We start from the raw sequence: 20778 nt of genomic DNA on the forward strand, positions 1-20778 counted from the left end.
CTAGCCTGACTACCGCTATAAAAAGGGCCGATGGCAGCACCACCGGCCCTTTAAGTTAGAGCGCGCTTGCAAGCCAGGCCGGCACGCTATCGAGCGCCCCGGGTAGCGCCTCGGGCTGACTGCCGCCGGCCTGGGCCATATCCGCGCGCCCCCCCCCCTTGCCACCGACCTGTGCGGCGACGTGGTTGACCAACTCGCCGGCTTTAACGCGGCCGGTCAGATCATCGGTCACCCCAGCAATCAGGCTCACCTTGCCCGCCGCCTGGTCCGCCACGGCCAACAGGATCACGCCGGAGCCGATCTTCTGTTTGAGCTGGTCGAGCATGCCGCGAAGGTCCTTGCCCGATACGCCCTCAAGCCGTGTCGCCAGAAGTTTTACGCCGCTCACCTCCTGCACTTGCCCCAGCAGGTCGCTGCCGGCGGAACTTGCAAGCTTCGTCTTGAGCTGCTCGAGCTCTTTTTCGAGGCTGCGGTTGCGCTCGAACAGCGACTCCACGCGGGACTCGACCTGCTCGGGCTTGGCCTTGAGCCGCGCACCCAAACGTTCGAGCGTGGCTTCCTGCTGCTGGAAGTAGGCAAGCGCGTTCTCGCCGGTGATCGCCTCGATACGGCGAACGCCGGCGGCGGTGCCCGCCTCGGTGACGATGTGGAAGCAGCCGATATCGCCGCTTCGCGCCACGTGGGTGCCGCCGCAAAGCTCGATGGAGAAGTCGTTAGCCCCGATGGTCAGCACGCGCACGCTGTCGGCGTATTTCGCCTCGAACAGCGCCGCCGCGCCTTTGGCTTTGGCCTCGGCCAGGCTCATCTGCTCGGTCCGGGTCGGGGCATTGGCCAGCACCTGCTCGTTGACCAGCTGCTCGACCTCGGCAAGCTGCTCCGCGCTCAGCGCCTCGAAGTGGCTGAAGTCGAAGCGCAAACGCTCGGCGTTGACCAGCGAGCCCTTCTGCTGAACGTGGTCACCCAGCACGATACGAAGCGCCTCGTGGAGCAGGTGAGTGGCGGAGTGATTGCGCACCGTGGCGGCGCGAAGGCCGGTGTCGACCTCGCCGCGCACCCCAGCGCCGACATTCAGCGTGCCTTCCACCATCACGCCCTGGTGCAGGTGGTGGCCGCTCTGCTTCTGGGTATCGGTGACCTGAAAACGCCCGCCGTCGACGTGCAGGTAGCCGGTGTCGCCCACCTGGCCACCGGACTCGCCGTAGAACGGCGTGCGATCCAGCACGACGATGCCCTTCTGCCCGGCCTCGAGCGTGGCAAGCGCATTGCCTTCGGTATCGAGTAGCGCGGTCACCTTTGCGTCATCCGCCAGAAGCTCGTAGCCGGTGAAGTCAGTGGCGCCCTCGAGTTCGATGTTGGCGCTGTAGTCGGCGCCGAACTGGCTGGCCGCGCGGGCGCGCTCGCGCTGGGCTTCGAGCTCGCGCTGAAATCCCTCTTCATCGAGTTTGACGCCGCGCTCGCGGCAGACGTCCGCAGTCAGATCGAACGGGAAGCCGTAGGTGTCGTAGAGCTTGAACACGGTAGCGCCGGGCAGCGTGTCGCCGTCGAGATTCTCCAACGCCTCGGTCAAAAGCCCCATGCCGTGATCCAGCGTGCGGGCGAACTGCTCCTCTTCTTTCAACAGCACTCGGGCGATCTGCGCGCTCGATTCACGAAGCTCCGGATAGGCGTCGCCCATCTCCGCATCCAGCGCCTCGACCAGCTCATGGAAGAACGTGCCCGTCGCGCCGAGCTTGTGGCCGTGGCGCACCGCGCGGCGAATGATCCGGCGCAGCACGTAGCCGCGGCCTTCGTTGGAGGGCAGCACGCCGTCGGCGATCAAAAACGCGCAGGAGCGGATATGGTCGGCAATGACGCGAAGCGACGGCGCCTCCAGGTCGTTGGAGCCGGTGGCCTTGGCCGCCGCCGCCAGCAGATTCTGGAACAGGTCGATCTCGTAGTTGGAGTGCACGCCCTGCATCACCGCGGCGACGCGCTCGAGCCCCATGCCGGTATCGATCGAAGGCTTGGGCAGCGGGTTCAGCGTGCCCTCAGAGTCGCGGTCGAACTGCATGAAGACCAGATTCCAGATCTCGATGTAGCGGTCGCCGTCCTCTTCCGGGCTTCCGGGCGGCCCGCCCCAAACGTCAGCGCCGTGGTCGAAGAAGATCTCCGAGCTCGGGCCGCACGGGCCGGTGTCGCCCATCTGCCAGAAGTTGTCCTCGTCCAGGCGCGAGAAGCGCTGCGGGTCGATACCGATTTCATCCTTCCAGATGCGCTCGGCCTCGTCGTCGCTGATATGCACGGTGACCCAGAGCTTCTCCTTCGGCAGCCCCAGGGTTTCGGTCAAAAACGTCCAGGCAAAGCGAATGGCGTCACGCTTGAAGTAGTCGCCGAAGCTGAAGTTGCCCAGCATCTCGAAAAACGTGTGGTGGCGCGCAGTATAGCCGACGTTGTCCAGATCGTTGTGCTTGCCGCCGGCGCGTACGCAGCGCTGGGCCGAGGTGGCGCGCACGTAGGGGCGCGGGTCGCGGCCCAAAAAGACGTCCTTGAACGGCACCATGCCGGCGTTGGTGAACAAAAGCGTTGGGTCGTTGCCGGGTACCAGCGAGCTGGTGGGAACCACGGTGTGTCCGTGCTCTTCGAAATAGGAGAGGAAGGCCTGCCTGATCGCTGCGCTTTTCATAGGGGTTCCGTGACAATGAAGCATGATGCCCCGGGGCGCTATCGCCGCCACCCGCTGGGGTCGCAAAACATCCATTATAACGAAGTTGCCACGCGACTAAAGCCACGAAGCCCTGGCAGCCCGCAAGAGGCGCAAGGAGTGAAGGGATTACAGGGGTGGTTTAGTCGGAAAGCGTGGAGAGCGCGTAGCGGATCTGGTCGAAGTCGAAGCCGCGCTGGGCCAGAAAGCGCTCGCGTTTGGCGCGCTCTTTAGGGGGCACGAAACGCTCGCCCGCCGGCGCGCCGGAGGTGTGAAAGCGCCGCTGTAGCGTTTCAGCGGCAAGCTCAAACCAGTCGATGCGCTCCTGCTCGACCACCGCGTTCAGCGCTTGGGTTTGGGCCTCGCCGTTGATACCACGGCGACCAAGCTCCATTTTGATGCGAATGGGCCCCTGGCCGCGCAGCACGCGCGAGCGCACGAAACTTTCACTGAAGCGGTCGTCGTTTTGAAGGCCCTGCTCCTCGAGGGCGTCGAGGCATTCGAGGATATCGGCTTGCTCGAACTCTTTTTGAGCAAGCTTCTGATGGAGCTCGTCGCGTGAGTACTCGCGCCGAGCCAGTAAGTCGATTGCGACCCCGCGTGGGGTCGCGTTACCGGCGCCGAACATGGCTATCTCCGCAGTGGGCGGGCGATTAGATCAGGCTATCTTCGCCGTCCGCGTCATCCGCAGCGGCGACCTCTTCCTCTTTTTTAGGCTCGGCCTTGGCCAGCAGCTGATCGCGGATCTGGCTTTCGATCTCTTCCATGATTTCCGGATGCTCTTCCAGATACTGGGAAGCGTTGGCCTTGCCCTGACCGATCTTGCTGCCCTTGTAGCTGTACCAGGCACCGGCCTTGTCGACCAGGTTGCACTGCACGCCCAGATCGATCACTTCGCCGGCGTGGTAGATGCCCTTGCCGTAGAGAATCTGGAACTCGGCCTGGCGGAAAGGCGGTGCGACCTTGTTCTTCACGACCTTCACGCGGGTTTCGTTACCGGTGACCTCATCGCCGGTTTTCACCGAGCCGGTGCGGCGAATATCCAGACGCACGCTGGAGTAGAACTTCAGCGCGTTACCGCCGGTGGTGGTTTCGGGGCTGCCGAACATGACGCCGATCTTCATGCGGATCTGGTTGATGAAGACGACCAGGCAGTTGGCGTTTTTAATGTTGCCGGTGATCTTGCGCAGCGCCTGGGACATCAAGCGCGCCTGCAGGCCGACGTGGGCGTCGCCCATTTCGCCTTCGATCTCGGCGCGCGGCGTCAGTGCGGCTACGGAGTCGATGATGATGACGTCGACCCCTCCCGAGCGCACCAGCATGTCGGTGATCTCAAGCGCCTGTTCGCCGGTGTCCGGCTGGGAGACCAGCAGATCATCCAGGTTGATGCCGAGCTTTTCCGCGTAGCTCGGGTCGAGCGCATGCTCGGCGTCCACGAACGCGCACACCTTGCCCTGCTTCTGCGCCTGGGCGATGACCGACAGCGTCAGCGTGGTCTTGCCCGAGGACTCCGGGCCGAAGATTTCAACGACCCGCCCGTAGGGCAGACCGCCAATGCCGAGCGCGATATCCAGCCCCAGCGAGCCGGTCGATACCGACGGCATGACCACACGCGGCGCATCGCCCAAGCGCATGACGGTGCCCTTGCCGAACTGACGGTCGATCTGGCTGAGCGCGGCGTTCAGTGCTTTGGTACGGTTTTCATCTTGAGCCATGTAAAGCGTCCTCGTAACAACCTGTATAATTAGCCAGTATTATGCCAAATATTGGCCGCAAAACCTATCCCTGTCGTGCTATTTATTTCCGTGATGGCCCGGCCGTGAGAGCGCTCTTAAAGCGCTGATGAGACGGTTTTTTACTCGACGGTATTAGCGCGAAAGGCGCAGGATCAAAGCGATCATCGCCTCGCGCACCGCCTGCTCGCGTACCGCTTGCCGATCGCCGGGAAACACGAAGCGCTGGGCGCGCTGTTCGCGCTCATTGCCGACGCTGAGCCACACCAGCCCCACGGGCTTGTCCGCGCTGCCGCCGCCGGGCCCGGCCACTCCGCTGACCGCCACGCCCAGATCGGCGCCGCTTTCGCGACACGCTCCGCGTACCATCTCGTCGACTACCGCTTCGCTCACCGCCCCCTTGGCGTCGAGAGTTTCAGTCGAAACGCCCAAAAGCCGGGTCTTGGCCGCGTTGGAGTAGGTAACGAACCCGGTTTCGAAGTAGGCGGAGCTTCCGGCTGCCGAGGTGATCATGGAGGCAATACCACCCCCGGTGCAGGACTCCGCCGTGGTCAGCGTTACGTTTTGCGCCACGCAGAGCTTGCCCAGGCGCCTGGCAAGCAGCGCCACATCGAGATTTTTCAAGCCGGATACGTCAGCCACTCTGCAGACTCCTTCATGTCAGCGCTGTGTTCAGCGTAGAATACTGCGTTTGTGTTGCCTATAGAACCAGCACACGGAACTCGAACACCGCCCACGGCCACGCCTTGCCGTGGGCCACGCCAAGCCAGGACGTCCATGTCACAAAGCCCCGCGCATACGCCCATGATGGCGCAGTATCTGAAGATCAAACGCGACCACCCGGAAGTGCTGCTTTTTTACCGGATGGGGGATTTTTACGAGCTGTTCTTCGACGATGCCCGCCGCGCCGCGGCGCTTTTGGATATCACCCTGACCGCCCGCGGCCAAAGCGGCGGCAAGCCGATTCCCATGGCCGGCGTCCCCTACCACAGCGCCGAAGGCTATCTCGCCCGGCTGGTTGCTGCCGGTGAATCCGTGGCGATCTGCGAGCAGGTCGGCGACCCGGCGACCAGCAAGGGCCCGGTGGAGCGCCAGGTAGTGCGCATCGTCACCCCGGGCACGCTGCACGACGAGGCGCTGCTCGACGCCCGGCGCGATAACGTGCTGGTGGCACTGTCACCCGGCCGCGAGCGTTTTGGGCTGGCCTGGCTCGAGCTCTCCAGCGGGCGCTTCAACGTGCTCGAGGTCGAAAGCGAAGCGGAGATGCTTGCCGAGCTGACCCGCTTGGCGCCGGCGGAGCTGCTGGTGCCTGAAAACCTGACGCTGCCCGAGGCCTGGTCGCAAAAGCGCAGCCTGCGCCGCCAGGGCGAGTGGCTGTTCGATTTGGAGAGCGCCACGCGAAGCCTGTGCGATCAGTTCCAGGTGCAGGATCTGCGCGGTTTTGGCTGCGCGCACCTCTCTACTGCGCTGGTCGCTGCCGGCGTGCTGATCGACTACGCCCGCGACACTCAGCGCTCGCGCCTGCCCCACGTCACCGCCATCACCGTCGAGAACCGCGACGACGCGGTCGTCATCGACGCCGCCAGCCGGCGCAACCTGGAAATCGACACCAACCTCGGCGGCAGCACCGACAACACGCTGGCGAGCGTGCTCGATACCTGCGCCACGCCCATGGGCTCGCGGCTATTGAAGCGCTGGCTAAACCGCCCGCTGCGCCAAACCGAGCTGGTGAAAGGCCGCCAAGCCGGCGTCGCGCTTTTGAGTCTGGACGCCGCCTACATGGGGCTTCGCGAGGCGCTTGGCGAGCTTGGCGACATCGAGCGCATACTGGCGCGCGTGGCGCTCTACAGCGCCCGCCCGCGGGATTTGGCCCGGCTTCGCGATGCGCTCAACGCACTCCCCGAACTGCAGCGCCTGCTGGAGGCGGTGGAAAGCGGCAGCGCCATCGACACGCTCAAGCCTCACGTTCGCCCCTATCCCGAGATAGCGGACACCCTGACCCGAGCGATCATCACCAACCCGCCGGTGGTGATTCGCGACGGCGGCGTGATCGCGGAAGGCTTCGATAGTGAGCTCGACGAGCACCGCGGGCTTGCGGAGAACGCCGGCGAGTATCTGGTCGAGCTCGAGCGGCGCGAGCGCGAGCGCACCGGGCTTTCGAACCTGAAGGTGGGCTACAACCGGGTGCACGGCTACTTCATCGAGCTGCCCCGCGCCCAGGCGCAGCAGGCGCCGGCAGAGTACATTCGCCGCCAGACGCTGAAAAACGCCGAACGCTTCATCATCCCCGAGCTCAAGGAGTTCGAGGATAAGGCGCTGTCGGCAAAGTCCCGGGCGCTGTCGCGGGAAAAATGGCTTTATGAGCGCCTTCTTGGCGAGCTCAACGCCCACCTTCACGCGCTGCAGGCCACCTCTCAGGCGCTTTCCGAGCTCGACGTGCTGTGCGCCTTCGCCGAGCGCGCCGAGGCGCTTGGCTGGGTGCGCCCGACGCTCAGCCAGGAAACCGGCATTCACGTCAGCGCCGGGCGCCACCCGGTGGTCGAGCACGTCAGCCAAACGCCTTTCGTACCCAACGATATCGCGCTCTCCCCCACGCGGCACATGCTGGTCATCACCGGCCCCAACATGGGCGGTAAATCGACCTACATGCGCCAGACCGCGCTGATCGCGCTGCTCGCCCACTGCGGAAGCTTCGTGCCCGCCGCGCAGGCCGAGATCGGCCCGCTCGATCGCATCTTTACCCGCATCGGCTCCTCCGACGACCTCGCCGGCGGACGCTCCACCTTCATGGTGGAGATGACCGAAACCGCCAACATCCTTCACAACGCCACCGACCAGAGCCTGGTACTGATGGATGAGATCGGCCGCGGCACGAGCACCTTCGACGGCCTGTCACTTGCCTGGGCGAGCGCCGAACAGCTGGCGAACACCAAAGCGCTGACGCTCTTCGCAACGCACTACTTCGAGATGACCGCCCTGCCGGAACAGGCCGAGGGCGTGGCGAACATTCACCTGACCGCCACCGAGCACGGCGACACCATCGTGTTCATGCACCGCATAGAAGCGGGGCCGGCAAGCCAAAGCTACGGCCTGCAGGTCGCTCAGCTGGCCGGCGTGCCCGGGGGCGTGATCCATCGCGCTCGCGAAAAGCTTGCCACGCTCGAGCAGCGCGACGTCGACGAGCAGCAGCGCCCGGCGCCCGCGGCAAGCGCGCCGCTTCAAAGCGATCTGTTCGCCAGCGCCCCGCATCCGGTGGTAGAAGCACTTACCAACGTCGACGTGGACGATCTATCGCCGCGAGAGGCGCTGGCGCTGATTTATCAGTGGCGCGAGCTTCTATGACGAGCCAGTTCGCGCTTGCCGCAGCCCGGCACCGCCTCTAGAATACTCGGCATACGTTTTAGCTTATAAAAAGCGGTTAGCTTATAACCATTCACGATTAGCAATCATTTACGATTACCGTGGCCGCTGGCGGCCTGGCAAGAGGAACCAACCGATGACGTTTGTCGTTACCGAGAACTGCATCCAGTGCAAATATACCGACTGCGTAGAAGTCTGCCCGGTCGACTGTTTTTATGAAGGCCCGAACTTTCTGGTGATCCACCCCGACGAGTGCATCGACTGCGCGCTGTGCGAGCCGGAGTGCCCCGCCGAGGCAATCTTCTCCGAAGACGAGCTGCCGGATGGTCAGGAGCCCTTCATCGAGATCAATGCAGAGCTCGCCGACGTGTGGCCGAACATCAGCGAGAAGAAAGACCCGCTGCCGGACGCCGAAGAGTGGGACGGCAAGAGCGGCAAAATGGACAAGCTCGAGCGCTGAGTCCCGCCCTGCCCCCTGCACACGAAAAAGCCACCCGAAGGTGGCTTTTTTTGGGCCTGAAAACGCGCGCTAAGCGGCTTTCGGCGTCCCCAGCTCGTCGGACTCGGCGGCGAAGATCGCCCCGTCGTGCTGACCCAGCAGCCGGCTGGTCACCGTGCCCGCGGTCATGGAGCCGTTGACGTTGATCGCCGTACGCCCCATGTCGATCAGCGGCTCGATCGAGATCAAAAGCCCGGCCAGCGCGACCGGAAGATCCAGCGTCGAGAGCACGATGATCGCGGCAAACGTCGCCCCGCCGCCAACACCGGCGATGCCGAAGGAGGCCAGCGTCACCACCAGCACCAGGGTCGCCAGAAACTCGAGCGAGAGCGGATCAATCCCCACCGTCGGCGCGATCATCATCGCGAGCATGGCAGGATAAAGCCCCGCGCAGCCGTTCTGGCCGATGGTGGCACCGAAGGAGGCGGCGAAGTTGGCGATCGCCGGCGGCACGCCGATACGGTCCACCTGGGCTTCGATGTTGAGCGGAATGGTCGCCGCGCTCGAGCGCGAAGTGAACGCGAACGTCAGCACCGGCCATACCTTCTGGAAATAACGCAGCGGATTGACGCCGGCGCCGGACAGAAACAGCGCGTGCATCACCAGAATCAGGCCAAGCCCGATATAGGAGGCCACTACAAAGCCAAGAAGGCCGAGAATATCGCCGATGTCGGACGTGGCGACCACCTTGGTCATCAGCGCCATAACGCCATAGGGTGTGAGACGAATCACCATGCGTACCAGGCGCATGATCCACTTCTGCACCACGTCGATACCGTCGATCAGCCTGTCGCCAAGCGCGGCGTTTTCACGCTTGATGCCGAGCGCCGCCATGCCCAGAAAGGTGGCAAAGATCACCACGCTGATGATCGAGGTCGGGCGCGCGCCGGCCAAGTCCTGGAAGGGGTTGCTGGGAATGAAGGACAGCAGCAGCTGCGGTACGGTCAGATCCGCGACCTGAGCGCTGCGCTCGATGATGTCCTGGCCGCGCTCGAGCTCGCGGGCACCCTGCACGAGCCCTTCGGCGGAAAGGCCGAACAGCTGGGTCATGCCGATACCGATGATCGCGGAAATCGTCGTGGTGATCATCAGCATGGCCAGTACGCCAACGCTGATCTTGCCCAGCGAACTGGCGTCGTGAAGCCTTGTGACCGCCGAGAGAATCGTCACCAGCACCAGGGGCATGATGATCATCTTGAGAAGCTGCACGTAGCCGCCGCCGACCAGGTTGACCCAATCGATGGTGCCGGTGAGCGTGTCGGTGCCGGCGTAGAGCGCCTGCAGCGCGGCGCCAAGCAGCACGCCGATAACGAGCCCCACCAGCACCACGCGAGAAAGGCTCGCGCCGCGGCGTTGCCAGCGCGCCAACAGCGCGATCGCCAGCGCAAAAATCAGTACGTTTATCGCTACCCACCAGGGCATGGTCGTCGCCTCCATAAAACCAGGCCGGTGCGGAATGCACCGGACAACGAGCAGACAAAACGATAGCCTGCTAACTCGGACGCGTCATGGTAATTAATCGTCGAAAGGAATAACAATGCATTTTTCTTATAACTATCGATAGATAACCATTGATAGATAACCATCGACAGGATTCGCGCTAACCCCAGAAAGCCCCTGCCTCTCGGAAGTACGTTGGTGTCGATGCCCATCACCGGCGCATAAAAAAGGCGGCCCGTAGGCCGCCCGCTCCAAGCACTTCCTTTTACCACATCCTGTGTCAACACTCCTCGGTGTCCTCCTTGCCGGCGCCTCGTTTATTTTGGCTCCGGCGCACCGCTTCTTTCGCTCTCTATCCTGCCTAAAGCATCCTTGCCTCCCCTTGTCCTGACGCCAGTGTGGCAGAGATCCGCCGCGACGCAAAAAACACTCGTCATTAAAAAAGGCGAGCCGTTAGGCTCGCCTTTAAATTGTCACCTTATAAAAATCAACCACTTAAAAATATGATTATAAAGTAAGCTGTCTAATTTTAACGCTTTAATACTATTTTCCTGGGATCAGGTAAGCGATCTCTTACACTTGATTAAGCAATCGCTTACAAGCGAAGCGCCTGGGCTCACTGACCCTTGATCGCTTTCAGCCCGGGGTAGTCGACGTTTCCAAGCTCCGCCTCGATCATCAGCAAGCGGTTGTACTTGGCGACCCGGTCGGAGCGGCACAGCGAGCCGGTCTTGATCTGGCCCGCGGCGGTGCCCACCGCTAGATCGGCGATGGTGGTGTCCTCGGTTTCACCGGAGCGGTGTGAAATCACCGCGGTGAAGCCGGCGTCCTGGGCCATCTGGATCGCATCCAGCGTCTCGGAAAGCGAGCCGATCTGGTTGAACTTGATCAGAATGGAGTTGCCGATCTTCTCGTCGATGCCGCGCTTTAGAATTCTGGTGTTGGTCACGAACAGGTCGTCGCCAACGAGCTGCACCTTATCGCCAAGCTTGTCGGTAAGCGCTTTCCAGCCGTCCCAGTCGGACTCGTCCATGCCGTCCTCGATCGAGACGATCGGATAGTCGTCGCAGAGCCCGGCGAGATAATCGGTGAAGCCCTGTGCATCAAAGCTTTTGCCTTCGCCGGCCAGATTGTACTGGCCATCCTTGTAAAACTCGGAGGAAGCGCAGTCGAGCGCCAGCGTCACGTCAGTGCCTAGCGTGTAGCCGGCATCGCTCACCGCCTGCTTGATCACCGCGAGCGCCTCGGCGTTGGAAGAAAGATTCGGCGCGAAGCCGCCTTCGTCGCCCACGGAGGTGGAGAGCCCTTTGGCGGAGAGCACTTTCTTCAGCGCGTGGAAGATCTCGGCGCCCACTTGTAGCGCTTCGCGGAAGCTGGCCGCACCCACGGGCTGAACCATGAACTCCTGAATATCGACGTTGTTATCCGCGTGCTCGCCGCCGTTCAGGATATTCATCATCGGTACCGGCATGCTGTAGTGACCCGGCTTGCCGTAGAGCTCGGCGATGTGAGCGTAGAGCGCCACGCCCTTGGCATTGGCCGCTGCCTTCGACGCGGCAAGCGACACCGCGAGAATGGCGTTGGCGCCCAGATTCGCCTTGTTGTCGGTGCCGTCGAGTTTCAGCATGGCGTCGTCCAGGCCGCGTTGATCGCGCGCATCCATGCCGACCAGCGCCTCGCGGATGCTGCCATTGACCGCCTCGACCGCTTTCAAGACACCTTTACCGAGATAGCGCGCCTTGTCGCCGTCGCGAAGCTCCAGCGCCTCGCGCGAGCCGGTGGAAGCGCCGCTCGGCGCGCACGCCTGGCCTACCGCGCCGCTTTCCAGGCGTACCGTGGCGCTCACGGTGGGGTTGCCGCGGGAGTCGAGCACTTCCAGCGCGGTGATATCCACAATTTTGGTCATGACAGCGTCCTTTTTTGATTATCGGTCTACTAACTAGCGATGTTTCCCGTGAGCGCCGGCCATGGCGTTGGCGCCCATCGCGCGCCTAGCGAATCACGAGCGGCTCGAAACCTTTTACTAGCGCGTCAAGCTGTGAAAGCTGGGTCAAAAACGGTTTGAGCTGATCCAGCGGCAGCGCACACGGCCCGTCGCACTTGGCGTTATCCGGGTCCGGGTGCGCTTCCAAAAAGAGCCCGGCCAAGCCGACGGCCACCCCGGCGCGGGCGAGCTCTGCCACCTGCGCCCGGCGCCCGTCGGCGCTGTCCGCGCGCCCGCCGGGGCGCTGGAGCGCATGGGTGACATCGAAAAAGAGCGGGTAGCCGGTCTCTTTCATGTCGCCAAAGCCGAGCATGTCCACCACCAGGTTGTTGTAGCCAAAGCTCGACCCGCGCTCGCAGAGCATCAGGCGGTCGTTGCCGGCCTCGTTGAACTTGGTGATGATGTGGCGCATCTCGTGCGGGGCCAAAAACTGCGGCTTCTTGATGTTGATCGCCGCCCCGGTTTTGGCCATCGCGACCACCAGATCGGTCTGGCGAGCCAGAAACGCGGGTAGCTGGATGATATCCGCCACTTCCGCCGCCGCCGCCGCCTGGTGCGGCTCGTGCACGTCGGTGATGATCGGCACGTGGTAGCGCGCCTTGATGTCGGCGAGTATCTGCAGCCCTTTCTCGAGGCCCGGCCCACGATACGAGTGGACAGAGCTGCGGTTGGCCTTGTCGAAACTCGCCTTGAACACGTAGGGCATGGCGAGTGCTGTGGTCGCCTCGACGTAGGCGGCGGCCACCTCATCGGCAAGTTCAGCGGACTCCAGCACGTTCATGCCGCCGAGCAGCATTAGCGGCAGGGAGTTGCCGGCGGTCAGGCCGGCAATGTCGATATGACGCTCCTGGGAAGCCATCGTCGCTCCTTACTCGTGGGGCGCGGCGTGAGCGCGGGTGCGCTGCGCCTTGTGCTCGACCGCAGCGTTAACGAAGCCCGAGAACAGCGGATGGCCGTCGCGCGGCGTGGAGGTGAACTCCGGGTGGAACTGACACGCCACGTACCAGGGGTGATCGGCAAGCTCGACCATCTCGACCAGCGACTGATCCACGCTCTTGCCGGAGATCACCAGCCCCGCTTTTTCGAGTTCGTCGATGAACTGGTTGTTCACCTCGAAGCGGTGGCGATGGCGCTCGACGATCTCGTCACTGCCGTAGGCCTCGCGAGCGCGGCTGCCCGCCTTCAGGTGGCACACCTGGCCGCCCAAGCGCATGGTGCCGCCCAGGTCAGAGGCCGCGTCGCGCAGCTCGATCTTGCCTTCACTATTGAGCCACTCGGTAATCAAGCCGACCACCGGGTGCTGAGTGTCGTGGGTGAACTCGGTGGAGTTGGCATCCGCCCAGCCGGCCACATTACGGGCGTACTCGATCACCGCAACCTGCATACCCAAGCAGATGCCCAGATACGGCACGTTGTTCTCACGCGCAAACTGAGCCGTCTTGATCTTGCCTTCCACGCCGCGCTCGCCGAAACCACCGGGCACGAGAATCGCGTCCTTGCCGGCCAGCCGCTCGGTGCCGTGGCGCTCGATGTCTTCGGAGTCGATGTAGTCGACGTTGACCTTGATACGCCCTTGGATACCGGCGTGAATCAGCGCTTCGTTGAGCGACTTGTAGGCGTCCAAAAGCTCCATGTACTTGCCGACCATGGCGATGCTCACCGACTTCAGCGGGTTGAGCTTGGCATCGAGCACCTTCACCCACTCGGAGAGATCCGCAGGCTCGGCGTCCAGGCGCAGCTTGTCGCAGACGATGTCATCGAGGCCGTGCTCGTGAAGCATCAGCGGAATGCGGTAGATGGTGTCGGCGTCCTGAAGCGGGACCACCGCGCGCTCTTCGACGTTGGTGAACAGCGCGATCTTGCGCCGCTCGCTCTCTTCGAGCTCGACTTCGCTGCGGCAAATCAGGATATCCGGCTGGATACCGATGGAGCGAAGCTCCTTGACGCTGTGCTGGGTCGGTTTGGTCTTGGTCTCGCCGGCGGTCTTGATGTAGGGCACCAGTGTCAGGTGCATGAAGATCGCCCGGCTCGCGCCCTGCTCGCTTCGAATCTGACGAATGGACTCCAAAAACGGCAGCGACTCGATATCGCCGACGGTACCGCCGATCTCGACCAGCGCCACGTCGAAGCCTTCACCGCCGTCGTAGACGCGCTGCTTGATCTCGTCGGTGATGTGCGGGATGACCTGCACCGTCCCGCCCAGGTAGTCGCCGCGGCGCTCCTTGCGCAGCACGTGCTCGTAGACCCGGCCGGTGGTGAAGTTGTTGCCCTGGGTCATCCTGGTACGAATGAAGCGCTCGTAGTGGCCCAGGTCCAGGTCGGTTTCGGCGCCATCCTCGGTGACGAACACCTCGCCGTGCTGGAACGGGCTCATGGTGCCCGGATCCACGTTGATGTACGGATCGAGCTTGAGCATGGTGACCTTAAGGCCGCGGGCCTCTAGAATCGCCGCCAGCGAGGCCGACGCGATGCCCTTGCCAAGAGAGGACACAACGCCGCCGGTCACGAAGATATATCGTGTCATGGAAAACCTGTAAGAACGTGATCAGAAGGCACGGCAGAAAGCCACACCAGGATGGGATGACAGAATACCAGAGCTCGCCCGAAGGCTCAATTTGAACTGGCGGGTCAGCACATCTGGTGCCCCTATCGACAGGTCGCTGGCTAAAGCCTGCTCCTACAGCGGTGTTGCCACCATCACCTTTCGGGACTCCCCGAGCCACGCCATAAAAAACGGGCCGTGTTGCCACGACCCGCATTGATTATTCAAAACGTTACATTAAACGCAGCACTTACACGCCCAAGTAATCCAGCATGCCCTCGGCGGCCTGGCGGCCTTCGTAGATGGCGGTGACCACCAGATCCGAGCCGCGAACCATGTCGCCGCCGGCGAAGATCTTCTCGTTGGTGGTCTGGAAGGCGTACTGACCGTGCTCCGGGGCCTTGACCAGGTTGCGCTCGCAAACGTCGATGCTCGAGCCTTCGAACCAGGGGATCGGGCTTGCCTGGAAGCCGAAGGCGACCACGACGGCATCCGCCGGAATCACTTCTTCGGAGCCGGGCACGATTTCCGGGCGGCGGCGGCCGTTTTCGTCGGCCTCGCCCAAGCGGGTACGTACGACCTTCACGCCTTCCACCTTGCCTTCACCGACCACGGCGATGGGCTGGCGGTTGAAGAGAAACTCCACCCCCTCTTCGCGGGCGTTGGCCACCTCGCGGCGCGAGCCGGGCATGTTCTCTTCGTCGCGCCGGTAGGCGCAGGTCACGCTCGCCGCGCGCTGACGGATCGAGCTGCGGTTACAGTCCATCGCCGTATCGCCGCCGCCCAGCACCACCACGCGTTTGCCTTCCATCGAGATGTAGTCTGCCGGGTCCTTCTCGAAGCCCAGGCGCCGGTTGACGTTGGCGATCAGGAAGTCGAGCGCCTTGTAGACGCCGGGCAGATCTTCTCCGGGAAAGCCGCCTTCCATGTATTGGTAGGTGCCCATGCCGAGGAACACCGCGTCATACTCCTGCACCAGGGTATCGAACTCGATGTCCACGCCGATCTCGACGTTCAAGCGAAACTCGATGCCCATCTCCTCGAACACCGCGCGGCGGCGCTCCATGACGCTCTTTTCGAGCTTGAACTCGGGGATACCGAAGGTCAAAAGCCCGCCGATCTCCGGGTGGCGGTCGAACACCACGGGCTTGACGCCGTTGCGCGCGAGAATGTCCGCCGCGCCCAGGCCCGCGGGACCTGCGCCGATGATCGCGACCTTCTTGTCGGTCCAAACCACCTTCGACATGTCCGGGCGCCAGCCCATGGCAAAGGCGGTGTCGGTGATGTACTTCTCGATCGAGCCAATGGTGACCGCACCGAAGCCGTCGTTGAGCGTGCAGTCGCCTTCGCAGAGGCGATCCTGGGGGCAGACGCGCCCGCACACTTCCGGCAGCGAGTTGGTCTTGTGCGAAAGCTCCGCCGCTTCGATGATGTTGCCTTCCACTACCAGCTGCAGCCAGTTGGGAATGTAGTTGTGTACCGGGCACTTCCACTCGCAGTACGGGTTGCCGCAGTGCAGGCAGCGGTGCGCCTGACTCGCCGCGTCCGTCGGCTTGAACGGTTCGTAGATTTCGGCGAACTCTTTCGCGCGCGTATGCGCCTCTTTTTTCTGCGGGTCCTTACGACCCACGTCGATAAATTGGAAATCGTTGTTCAAACGGTTGGCCATGATCTCTCTCCTCTCGGCGATGGACACATTCGGATTACTGCGGCTGACGCCGAGATTGATCCAGCAGACTTCCCAGACTCGCCGCCTTCGGCTTCACCAGCCAGAAGTGGCGCGCGTAGTCGCTGAAGTCTTCCAAAATGGCTGCCCCGCGCTTGGAGCCGGTCTCGGCCACGTAGGCTTCGATCATCTCGCGCAGGTGGCGGCGGTACGCCTCCATCGCCTCGGTGTTGACCCGGTGAATCTCCACCAGCTCATGGTTGTACTTGTCCACGAAGCTGCGCTCCTCGTCGAGCACGTAGGCAAATCCGCCGGTCATGCCCGCGCCGAAGTTGACGCCGGTTTCACCGAGCACGCAGACGATGCCGCCGGTCATGTATTCGCAGCAGTGGTCCCCCGCGCCTTCGATCACCGCCATGGCGCCGGAGTTACGCACGCCGAAGCGCTCGCCGGCCACACCTGCGGCGTAAAGCGTGCCGCCGGTGGCGCCGTACAGGCAGGTGTTGCCGACGATCGAGGTCTTGTGGCTTTCAAACTCGCTGACCTTCGGCGGCACGATAACGATGCGCCCGCCGTTCATGCCCTTGCCGACGTAGTCGTTGGCGTCGCCTTCGAGATACAGATTAAGGCCGCGCGCGTTCCAGACGCCGAAGCTCTGACCGGCCACGCCGGTGAAGTGGGCGTTGATCGGCGCCTCTTCCAGTCCCTCTTCGCCATATCGCTTGGCGATGGCGCCGGACGAGAGCGCGCCGACACTGCGATCGCAGTTGGTGATATCGAAGCTGAAGTCGCCGCCGGAGCGGTTCTCGATGGCGCTCTTGAGCGCTTCGAGCACTTCCTGGTTTTTCGCGCCCGGGTCGTGAGGCACGTTGCGGCTAACGGTACAGAACTGCGGCGCGTCCGCCGGCACGAAGTCGTTTGTCAACAGCGGCGTCAGGTCGAGCCCGCGCTGCGAGGCGGTGCGCCCTTCCACCACTTCGAGCAGATCGGTGCGGCCGATCAGGTCGGTGAGCTTACGTACGCCCATCATCGCCATCAGCTCGCGCACTTCTTCGGCAATGAAGCGGAAGTAGTTCTTGACCATGTCGACGGTACCGCGGAAGTGCTCGCCGCGCAGGTAGTCGTCCTGGGTGGCGACACCAGTGGCGCAGTTGTTCAGGTGACAAATCCGCAGGTACTTGCAGCCCAGCGCGACCATGGGGGCGGTACCAAAGCCGAAGCTCTCGGCGCCGAGAATCGCCGCCTTGATGACGTCGAGCCCGGTTTTTAGGCCGCCGTCGGTCTGCAGGCGAATCTTGTCGCGCAGGCCGTTGATGCGAAGCGCCTGATGCACCTCGGGCAGGCCCAGCTCCCAGGGGGAGCCTGCGTGCTTGATCGAGGTCAGCGGGCTCGCCGCGGTGCCGCCGTCGTAGCCGGAGACGGTGATCAGATCCGCGTAGGCCTTGGCAACGCCCGTGGCGATCGTACCGATGCCGGGCTCGGAGACCAGCTTGACCGAGACCTGGGCTTCGGGGTTGACCTGTTTCAAATCGAAAATCAGCTGCGCCAAATCCTCGATCGAGTAGATATCGTGGTGCGGCGGCGGTGAAATCAGCGTCACGCCAGGCACGGCGTAGCGCAGCTTGGCGATGATGTCGTTAACCTTGCCACCGGGCAGCTGGCCGCCTTCGCCGGGCTTGGCGCCCTGAGCGACCTTGATCTGCAGCACTTCGGCATTGACCAGGTACGACGGCGTCACACCGAAGCGGCCCGAGGCGATCTGCTTGATCTTGGAGCTTCTGATGGTGCCGTAACGGGCGTGGTCTTCGCCGCCTTCACCGGAGTTGGAGCGCCCCCCGGCTTCGTTCATCGCCTGGGCGAGCGCCTCGTGGGCCTCCGGCGAGAGCGCGCCGAGCGACATGCCGGCGCTGTCAAAACGTGGCAGCAGCTCATCGACAGACTCCACCTCGTCCAGGGCAATGGAATCGCCGGACTGCTTGAGTTTAAGCATGTCACGAATGGTCGCCACCGGGCGCTCGTTCACCTGTTGGGCGAATTTCTTCCACTTGGCGTAGCTGCCTTCCTGCACGGCGGCCTGCAGCGTCATGACCACGTCAGGATTGTAGGCGTGATACTCGTAGCCGTGAACGTACTTGAGCTGGCCGCCCTGGGAGATACCCTTACGCGGCGTCCAGGCGTCTTTCGCAATCAGCGTTTGCTGCATCTGCAGCTCGCTGAAGCCGGCGCCCTGAATGCGCGAGGCCATCCCCACGAAGCAGGTATCCATGATCTCGTCGTTGAGGCCGACCGCTTCGAACAGCATCGAGCCGCGGTAGGAGGCGAGCGTCGAGATCCCCATCTTGGAGAGAATCTTGAACAGCCCCTTCTGCAGGCCCTTACGGTAGTTCTCGCGGGCGTCCGCCGGATTGCCGGTCAGCTCGCCGACGCGGTGCATGTCCGCCATGACCTGATAGGCAAGCCACGGGTAGACCGCCGTGGCGCCCACACCGAAGAGTACCGCCATCTGGTGGGCGTCGCGGGCGTAGCCGGTTTCGACGATGATGTTCGCCATCGGGCGCATGGCAAGACGGCCCAGGTGGCTGTGCACGGCGCCGACGGCGAGCGCGGACTGAATCGGCACTTCACCCTTGGGCAGCTCGGCATCGCTGAGCACCAGCAGCACGCAGCCCTCTTTCACCTGACGCTCGGCCTTTTGGCACAGCGCGTCGACGGCCTGCTTGAGGCTGGTCTCGTCCGGGTTGTAGCCAAGGCTCAGCAGGCAGCTGGCAAACGCCGGATCATCTTGGCTGACCAGCGCGGTGAACTTGCGCGGCGACAGGATCGGCGTGGTCAGAATCAGGCGGTGGGCGTGCTCCGGGGTCGCCTTGAAGACGTTGAGCTCGGCGCCGCAGCAGGTTTCCAGCGACATCACGATCGCTTCGCGCAGCGGATCGATCGGCGGGTTGGTCACCTGAGCAAATTTCTGGCGGAAGAAGTCGGTCAGAAGACGCGGGCGGCTCGACAGCACTGCCATCGGCGTATCGTCCCCCATGGAGCCGACCGCCTCCTGGCCGCTTTCCGCCAGCGGGCGCAGCAGCTGGTCGCGCTCTTCGAACGTCACCTGGAACATCTTCTGCTGCACGTTGAGCGCCTCAGTGTCCATGCTCTGGAAGCGCGCAAGCTCGGTCAGCGCCGACTCTAGATAGCTCGCCTGCTCTTTCAGCCAGCGCTTGTAGGGGTAGGCGGACTTCAGGCGGTTGTCGATGTCGTCGGTATGCAGCACTTCGCCGGTCTGGGTATCGACGGCGAGCATCTGCCCCGGGCCGACGCGGCCCTTGGCCACCACGTCTTCTGGCCTGTAGCCGTAGGTGCCGGTTTCGGAGGCGAGCGTGATGTAGCCGTTTTTGGTCATCACCCAGCGCGCCGGGCGCAGACCGTTACGGTCGAGCATGCACACCGCTTGGCGGCCGTCGGTCATGACCACGCCGGCCGGGCCATCCCAGGGCTCCATGTGCATGGAGTTGTACTCATAAAACGCGCGCAGCTCGGCGTCCATGGTCTCGACGTTTTGCCAGGCCGGCGGCACCATCATACGCACGGCGCGGTGAAGCTCCATGCCACCGGTGAGCAGCACTTCGAGCATGTTGTCCATGCTCGATGAGTCGGAGCCGGTGGTGTTGACCACCTCGTCGAGCTTGACGATGTCCGGCAGCTGCTCGCTTGCGAAGTTGGCCTTGCGCGAGTTCGCCCAGCCGCGGTTGGCCTCGATGGTATTGATCTCGCCGTTGTGGGCGAGTAGACGAAACGGCTGGGCCAGCGGCCAGCGCGGTGCGGTGTTGGTCGAAAAACGCTGGTGGAAAACGCAAATCGCGGTTTCCAGGCGTGAATCATTCAGATCCTTGTAGAACGCCGGCAGATCTTCCGGCATTACCAGGCCCTTGTAGGAGACGACCTCGGAAGAGAGCGAGGCGACGTAGAAGTCCTCCTCCTTCTTCAAGGCCTGCTCGGCGTAGCGCCGCGCCATGAACAGATCAACGGTAAAGTTGGCGCTGTCGCCGGGCTCGACGAAAATCTGTTCGATACGCGGCAGGCAATCGAGCGCCATCGGGCCGCATACGCTCGAGTTGGTGGGCACTTCGCGCCAGCCCAGGCGCTTCAAGCCACGGCTATCGAGCTCGCGCTCCAGCGTCTCGCGGGCGGTTTGCGCGCGCGCGTCGTCATTGGGTAGAAAGATGACGCCCACGGCGAAGTGCTCGCCGGGCTCGATATCCAGAGCTTCTTTTGCGACATCGCGCATGAACCGGGTCGGCATTTTCAGCAGCAGCCCGCAGCCGTCGCCGGTTTTGCCGTCGGCGGCGATACCGCCCCGGTGGGTCATGCAGGTCAGCGACTCGATGGCGGTTTTAAGGAGATCGTGACTGGCTTCTCCTTGCATGTGCGCGATAAGCCCAAAACCGCAGTTATCGCGAAACTCGCCAGGCTGATGAAGACCTTTGTTCATGGGCGTGCCTCTAGTCAAGGTGTTTTACTGGCAGCGAACTTGTGCTTTAATGACGGGTTTTCTTTTTATTCTGACTTGCCTTTCCCGCCCGAGCCCCCTGCTCTTTGGCGTTCGCTGCCGCAGGAAAATGGCCGCTCAGCATAGCCACTTGCCCCTACCTGGCGCAATCGCCCGACCGCACCAAAATTCTCAAAACTCTCGCCAAATCCTGTATTTGCAGTACCAGTCAACCAAAAAACATAGCCCCGTCAACCACTTAAGCTGGCACCTCGCGTAGCCTGCGTGAGCCCGAACGCCACATAGACTTTAGTCTTACAATTCCGCATTTCTCCATGCCGATAACGCATACGGCATACCGATTGGCGCAACTATTGGCTTCACGCATGACCCAAAC

12 protein-coding genes are annotated in these 20778 nt (G+C 63.0%); 2 read left to right on the forward strand and 10 right to left on the reverse strand.

Annotation, left to right across the window (positions count from 1 at the left end; all coding sequences use genetic code 11):
* Positions 1-55 precede the first annotated feature (55 nt).
* The 4 genes from alaS to ACGLWX_RS05470 form a co-directional block, all read right to left on the reverse strand.
* A complete protein-coding gene (gene alaS, locus ACGLWX_RS05455) occupies positions 56-2662 on the reverse strand; it encodes an alanine--tRNA ligase (RefSeq protein ID WP_396237960.1) in 2607 nt (868 codons plus the stop codon).
* Positions 2663-2822: 160 nt separating this feature from the next.
* A complete protein-coding gene (locus tag ACGLWX_RS05460) occupies positions 2823-3308 on the reverse strand; it encodes a regulatory protein RecX (RefSeq protein ID WP_396237962.1) in 486 nt (161 codons plus the stop codon).
* A gap of 25 nt (positions 3309-3333) precedes the next feature.
* On the reverse strand, positions 3334-4395 hold the full coding sequence (gene recA / locus ACGLWX_RS05465; protein WP_252106854.1) for a recombinase RecA: 1062 nt from the start codon (positions 4393-4395) through the stop codon (positions 3334-3336).
* 153 nt (positions 4396-4548) lie between these two features.
* Complete coding sequence (locus tag ACGLWX_RS05470) at positions 4549-5055, reverse strand: CinA family protein (RefSeq protein WP_252106853.1); 507 nt, start codon at positions 5053-5055, stop codon at positions 4549-4551.
* Positions 5056-5190: 135 nt separating this feature from the next.
* Here ACGLWX_RS05470 and mutS point away from each other — a divergent pair, with 135 nt between their 5' ends.
* Together mutS and fdxA are read left to right on the forward strand one after the other, a co-directional pair.
* Complete coding sequence (gene mutS, locus ACGLWX_RS05475; RefSeq protein ID WP_396237964.1) at positions 5191-7755, forward strand: DNA mismatch repair protein MutS; 2565 nt, start codon at positions 5191-5193, stop codon at positions 7753-7755.
* Positions 7756-7909: 154 nt separating this feature from the next.
* On the forward strand, positions 7910-8233 hold the full coding sequence (fdxA, locus tag ACGLWX_RS05480; RefSeq protein WP_252106851.1) for a ferredoxin FdxA: 324 nt from the start codon (positions 7910-7912) through the stop codon (positions 8231-8233).
* A gap of 69 nt (positions 8234-8302) precedes the next feature.
* Here the strand turns inward: fdxA and ACGLWX_RS05485 are convergent, their stop codons facing one another.
* The 6 genes from ACGLWX_RS05485 to gltB all read right to left on the reverse strand — a co-directional run bounded on the left by ACGLWX_RS05485 (position 8303) and on the right by gltB (position 20384).
* Entirely contained in the window at positions 8303-9694 is a 1392-nt protein-coding gene (locus tag ACGLWX_RS05485) for an L-cystine transporter (protein WP_396237966.1), read from the reverse strand.
* Positions 9695-10328: 634 nt separating this feature from the next.
* The gene (gene eno, locus ACGLWX_RS05490; RefSeq protein ID WP_396237968.1) at positions 10329-11618 is read right to left on the reverse strand and encodes a phosphopyruvate hydratase; all 1290 of its coding nucleotides are present in this window, start codon (positions 11616-11618) and stop codon (positions 10329-10331) included.
* 85 nt (positions 11619-11703) lie between these two features.
* On the reverse strand, positions 11704-12555 hold the full coding sequence (gene kdsA / locus ACGLWX_RS05495) for a 3-deoxy-8-phosphooctulonate synthase (protein WP_396237970.1): 852 nt from the start codon (positions 12553-12555) through the stop codon (positions 11704-11706).
* Positions 12556-12564: 9 nt separating this feature from the next.
* Positions 12565-14220 carry a CTP synthase gene (locus ACGLWX_RS05500; protein ID WP_396237972.1) on the reverse strand — a complete coding sequence of 552 codons (1656 nt, stop codon included), beginning with the start codon at positions 14218-14220 and terminating at the stop codon, positions 12565-12567.
* 268 nt (positions 14221-14488) lie between these two features.
* Positions 14489-15907, reverse strand: coding sequence for an FAD-dependent oxidoreductase (locus tag ACGLWX_RS05505; protein WP_396237974.1), 1419 nt, complete (start codon positions 15905-15907; stop codon positions 14489-14491).
* Between the two features lie 34 nt (positions 15908-15941).
* A complete protein-coding gene (gene gltB / locus ACGLWX_RS05510) occupies positions 15942-20384 on the reverse strand; it encodes a glutamate synthase large subunit (protein WP_396237976.1) in 4443 nt (1480 codons plus the stop codon).
* Between the last annotated feature and the right edge of the window lie 394 nt (positions 20385-20778).

It is taken from the genome of Halomonas sp. HMF6819 (genome assembly GCF_044335525.1).
Taxonomy (GTDB): Bacteria; Pseudomonadota; Gammaproteobacteria; order Pseudomonadales; family Halomonadaceae; genus Vreelandella.

What these genes read in the sequence shown, in the direction of transcription:
- fdxA (WP_252106851.1), top strand. Translation starts at nt 7,910, where the DNA reads ATGACGTTTGTCGTTACCGAGAACTGCATCCAGTGCAAATATACCGAC.
- recA (WP_252106854.1), bottom strand. Translation starts at nt 4,395, where the DNA reads ATGGCTCAAGATGAAAACCGTACCAAAGCACTGAACGCCGCGCTCAGC.
- ACGLWX_RS05485 (WP_396237966.1), bottom strand. Translation starts at nt 9,694, where the DNA reads ATGCCCTGGTGGGTAGCGATAAACGTACTGATTTTTGCGCTGGCGATC.
- ACGLWX_RS05460 (WP_396237962.1), bottom strand. Translation starts at nt 3,308, where the DNA reads ATGTTCGGCGCCGGTAACGCGACCCCACGCGGGGTCGCAATCGACTTA.
- eno (WP_396237968.1), bottom strand. Translation starts at nt 11,618, where the DNA reads ATGACCAAAATTGTGGATATCACCGCGCTGGAAGTGCTCGACTCCCGC.
- mutS (WP_396237964.1), top strand. Translation starts at nt 5,191, where the DNA reads ATGTCACAAAGCCCCGCGCATACGCCCATGATGGCGCAGTATCTGAAG.
- ACGLWX_RS05500 (WP_396237972.1), bottom strand. Translation starts at nt 14,220, where the DNA reads ATGACACGATATATCTTCGTGACCGGCGGCGTTGTGTCCTCTCTTGGC.
- gltB (WP_396237976.1), bottom strand. Translation starts at nt 20,384, where the DNA reads ATGAACAAAGGTCTTCATCAGCCTGGCGAGTTTCGCGATAACTGCGGT.
- alaS (WP_396237960.1), bottom strand. Translation starts at nt 2,662, where the DNA reads ATGAAAAGCGCAGCGATCAGGCAGGCCTTCCTCTCCTATTTCGAAGAG.
- ACGLWX_RS05505 (WP_396237974.1), bottom strand. Translation starts at nt 15,907, where the DNA reads ATGGCCAACCGTTTGAACAACGATTTCCAATTTATCGACGTGGGTCGT.
- kdsA (WP_396237970.1), bottom strand. Translation starts at nt 12,555, where the DNA reads ATGGCTTCCCAGGAGCGTCATATCGACATTGCCGGCCTGACCGCCGGC.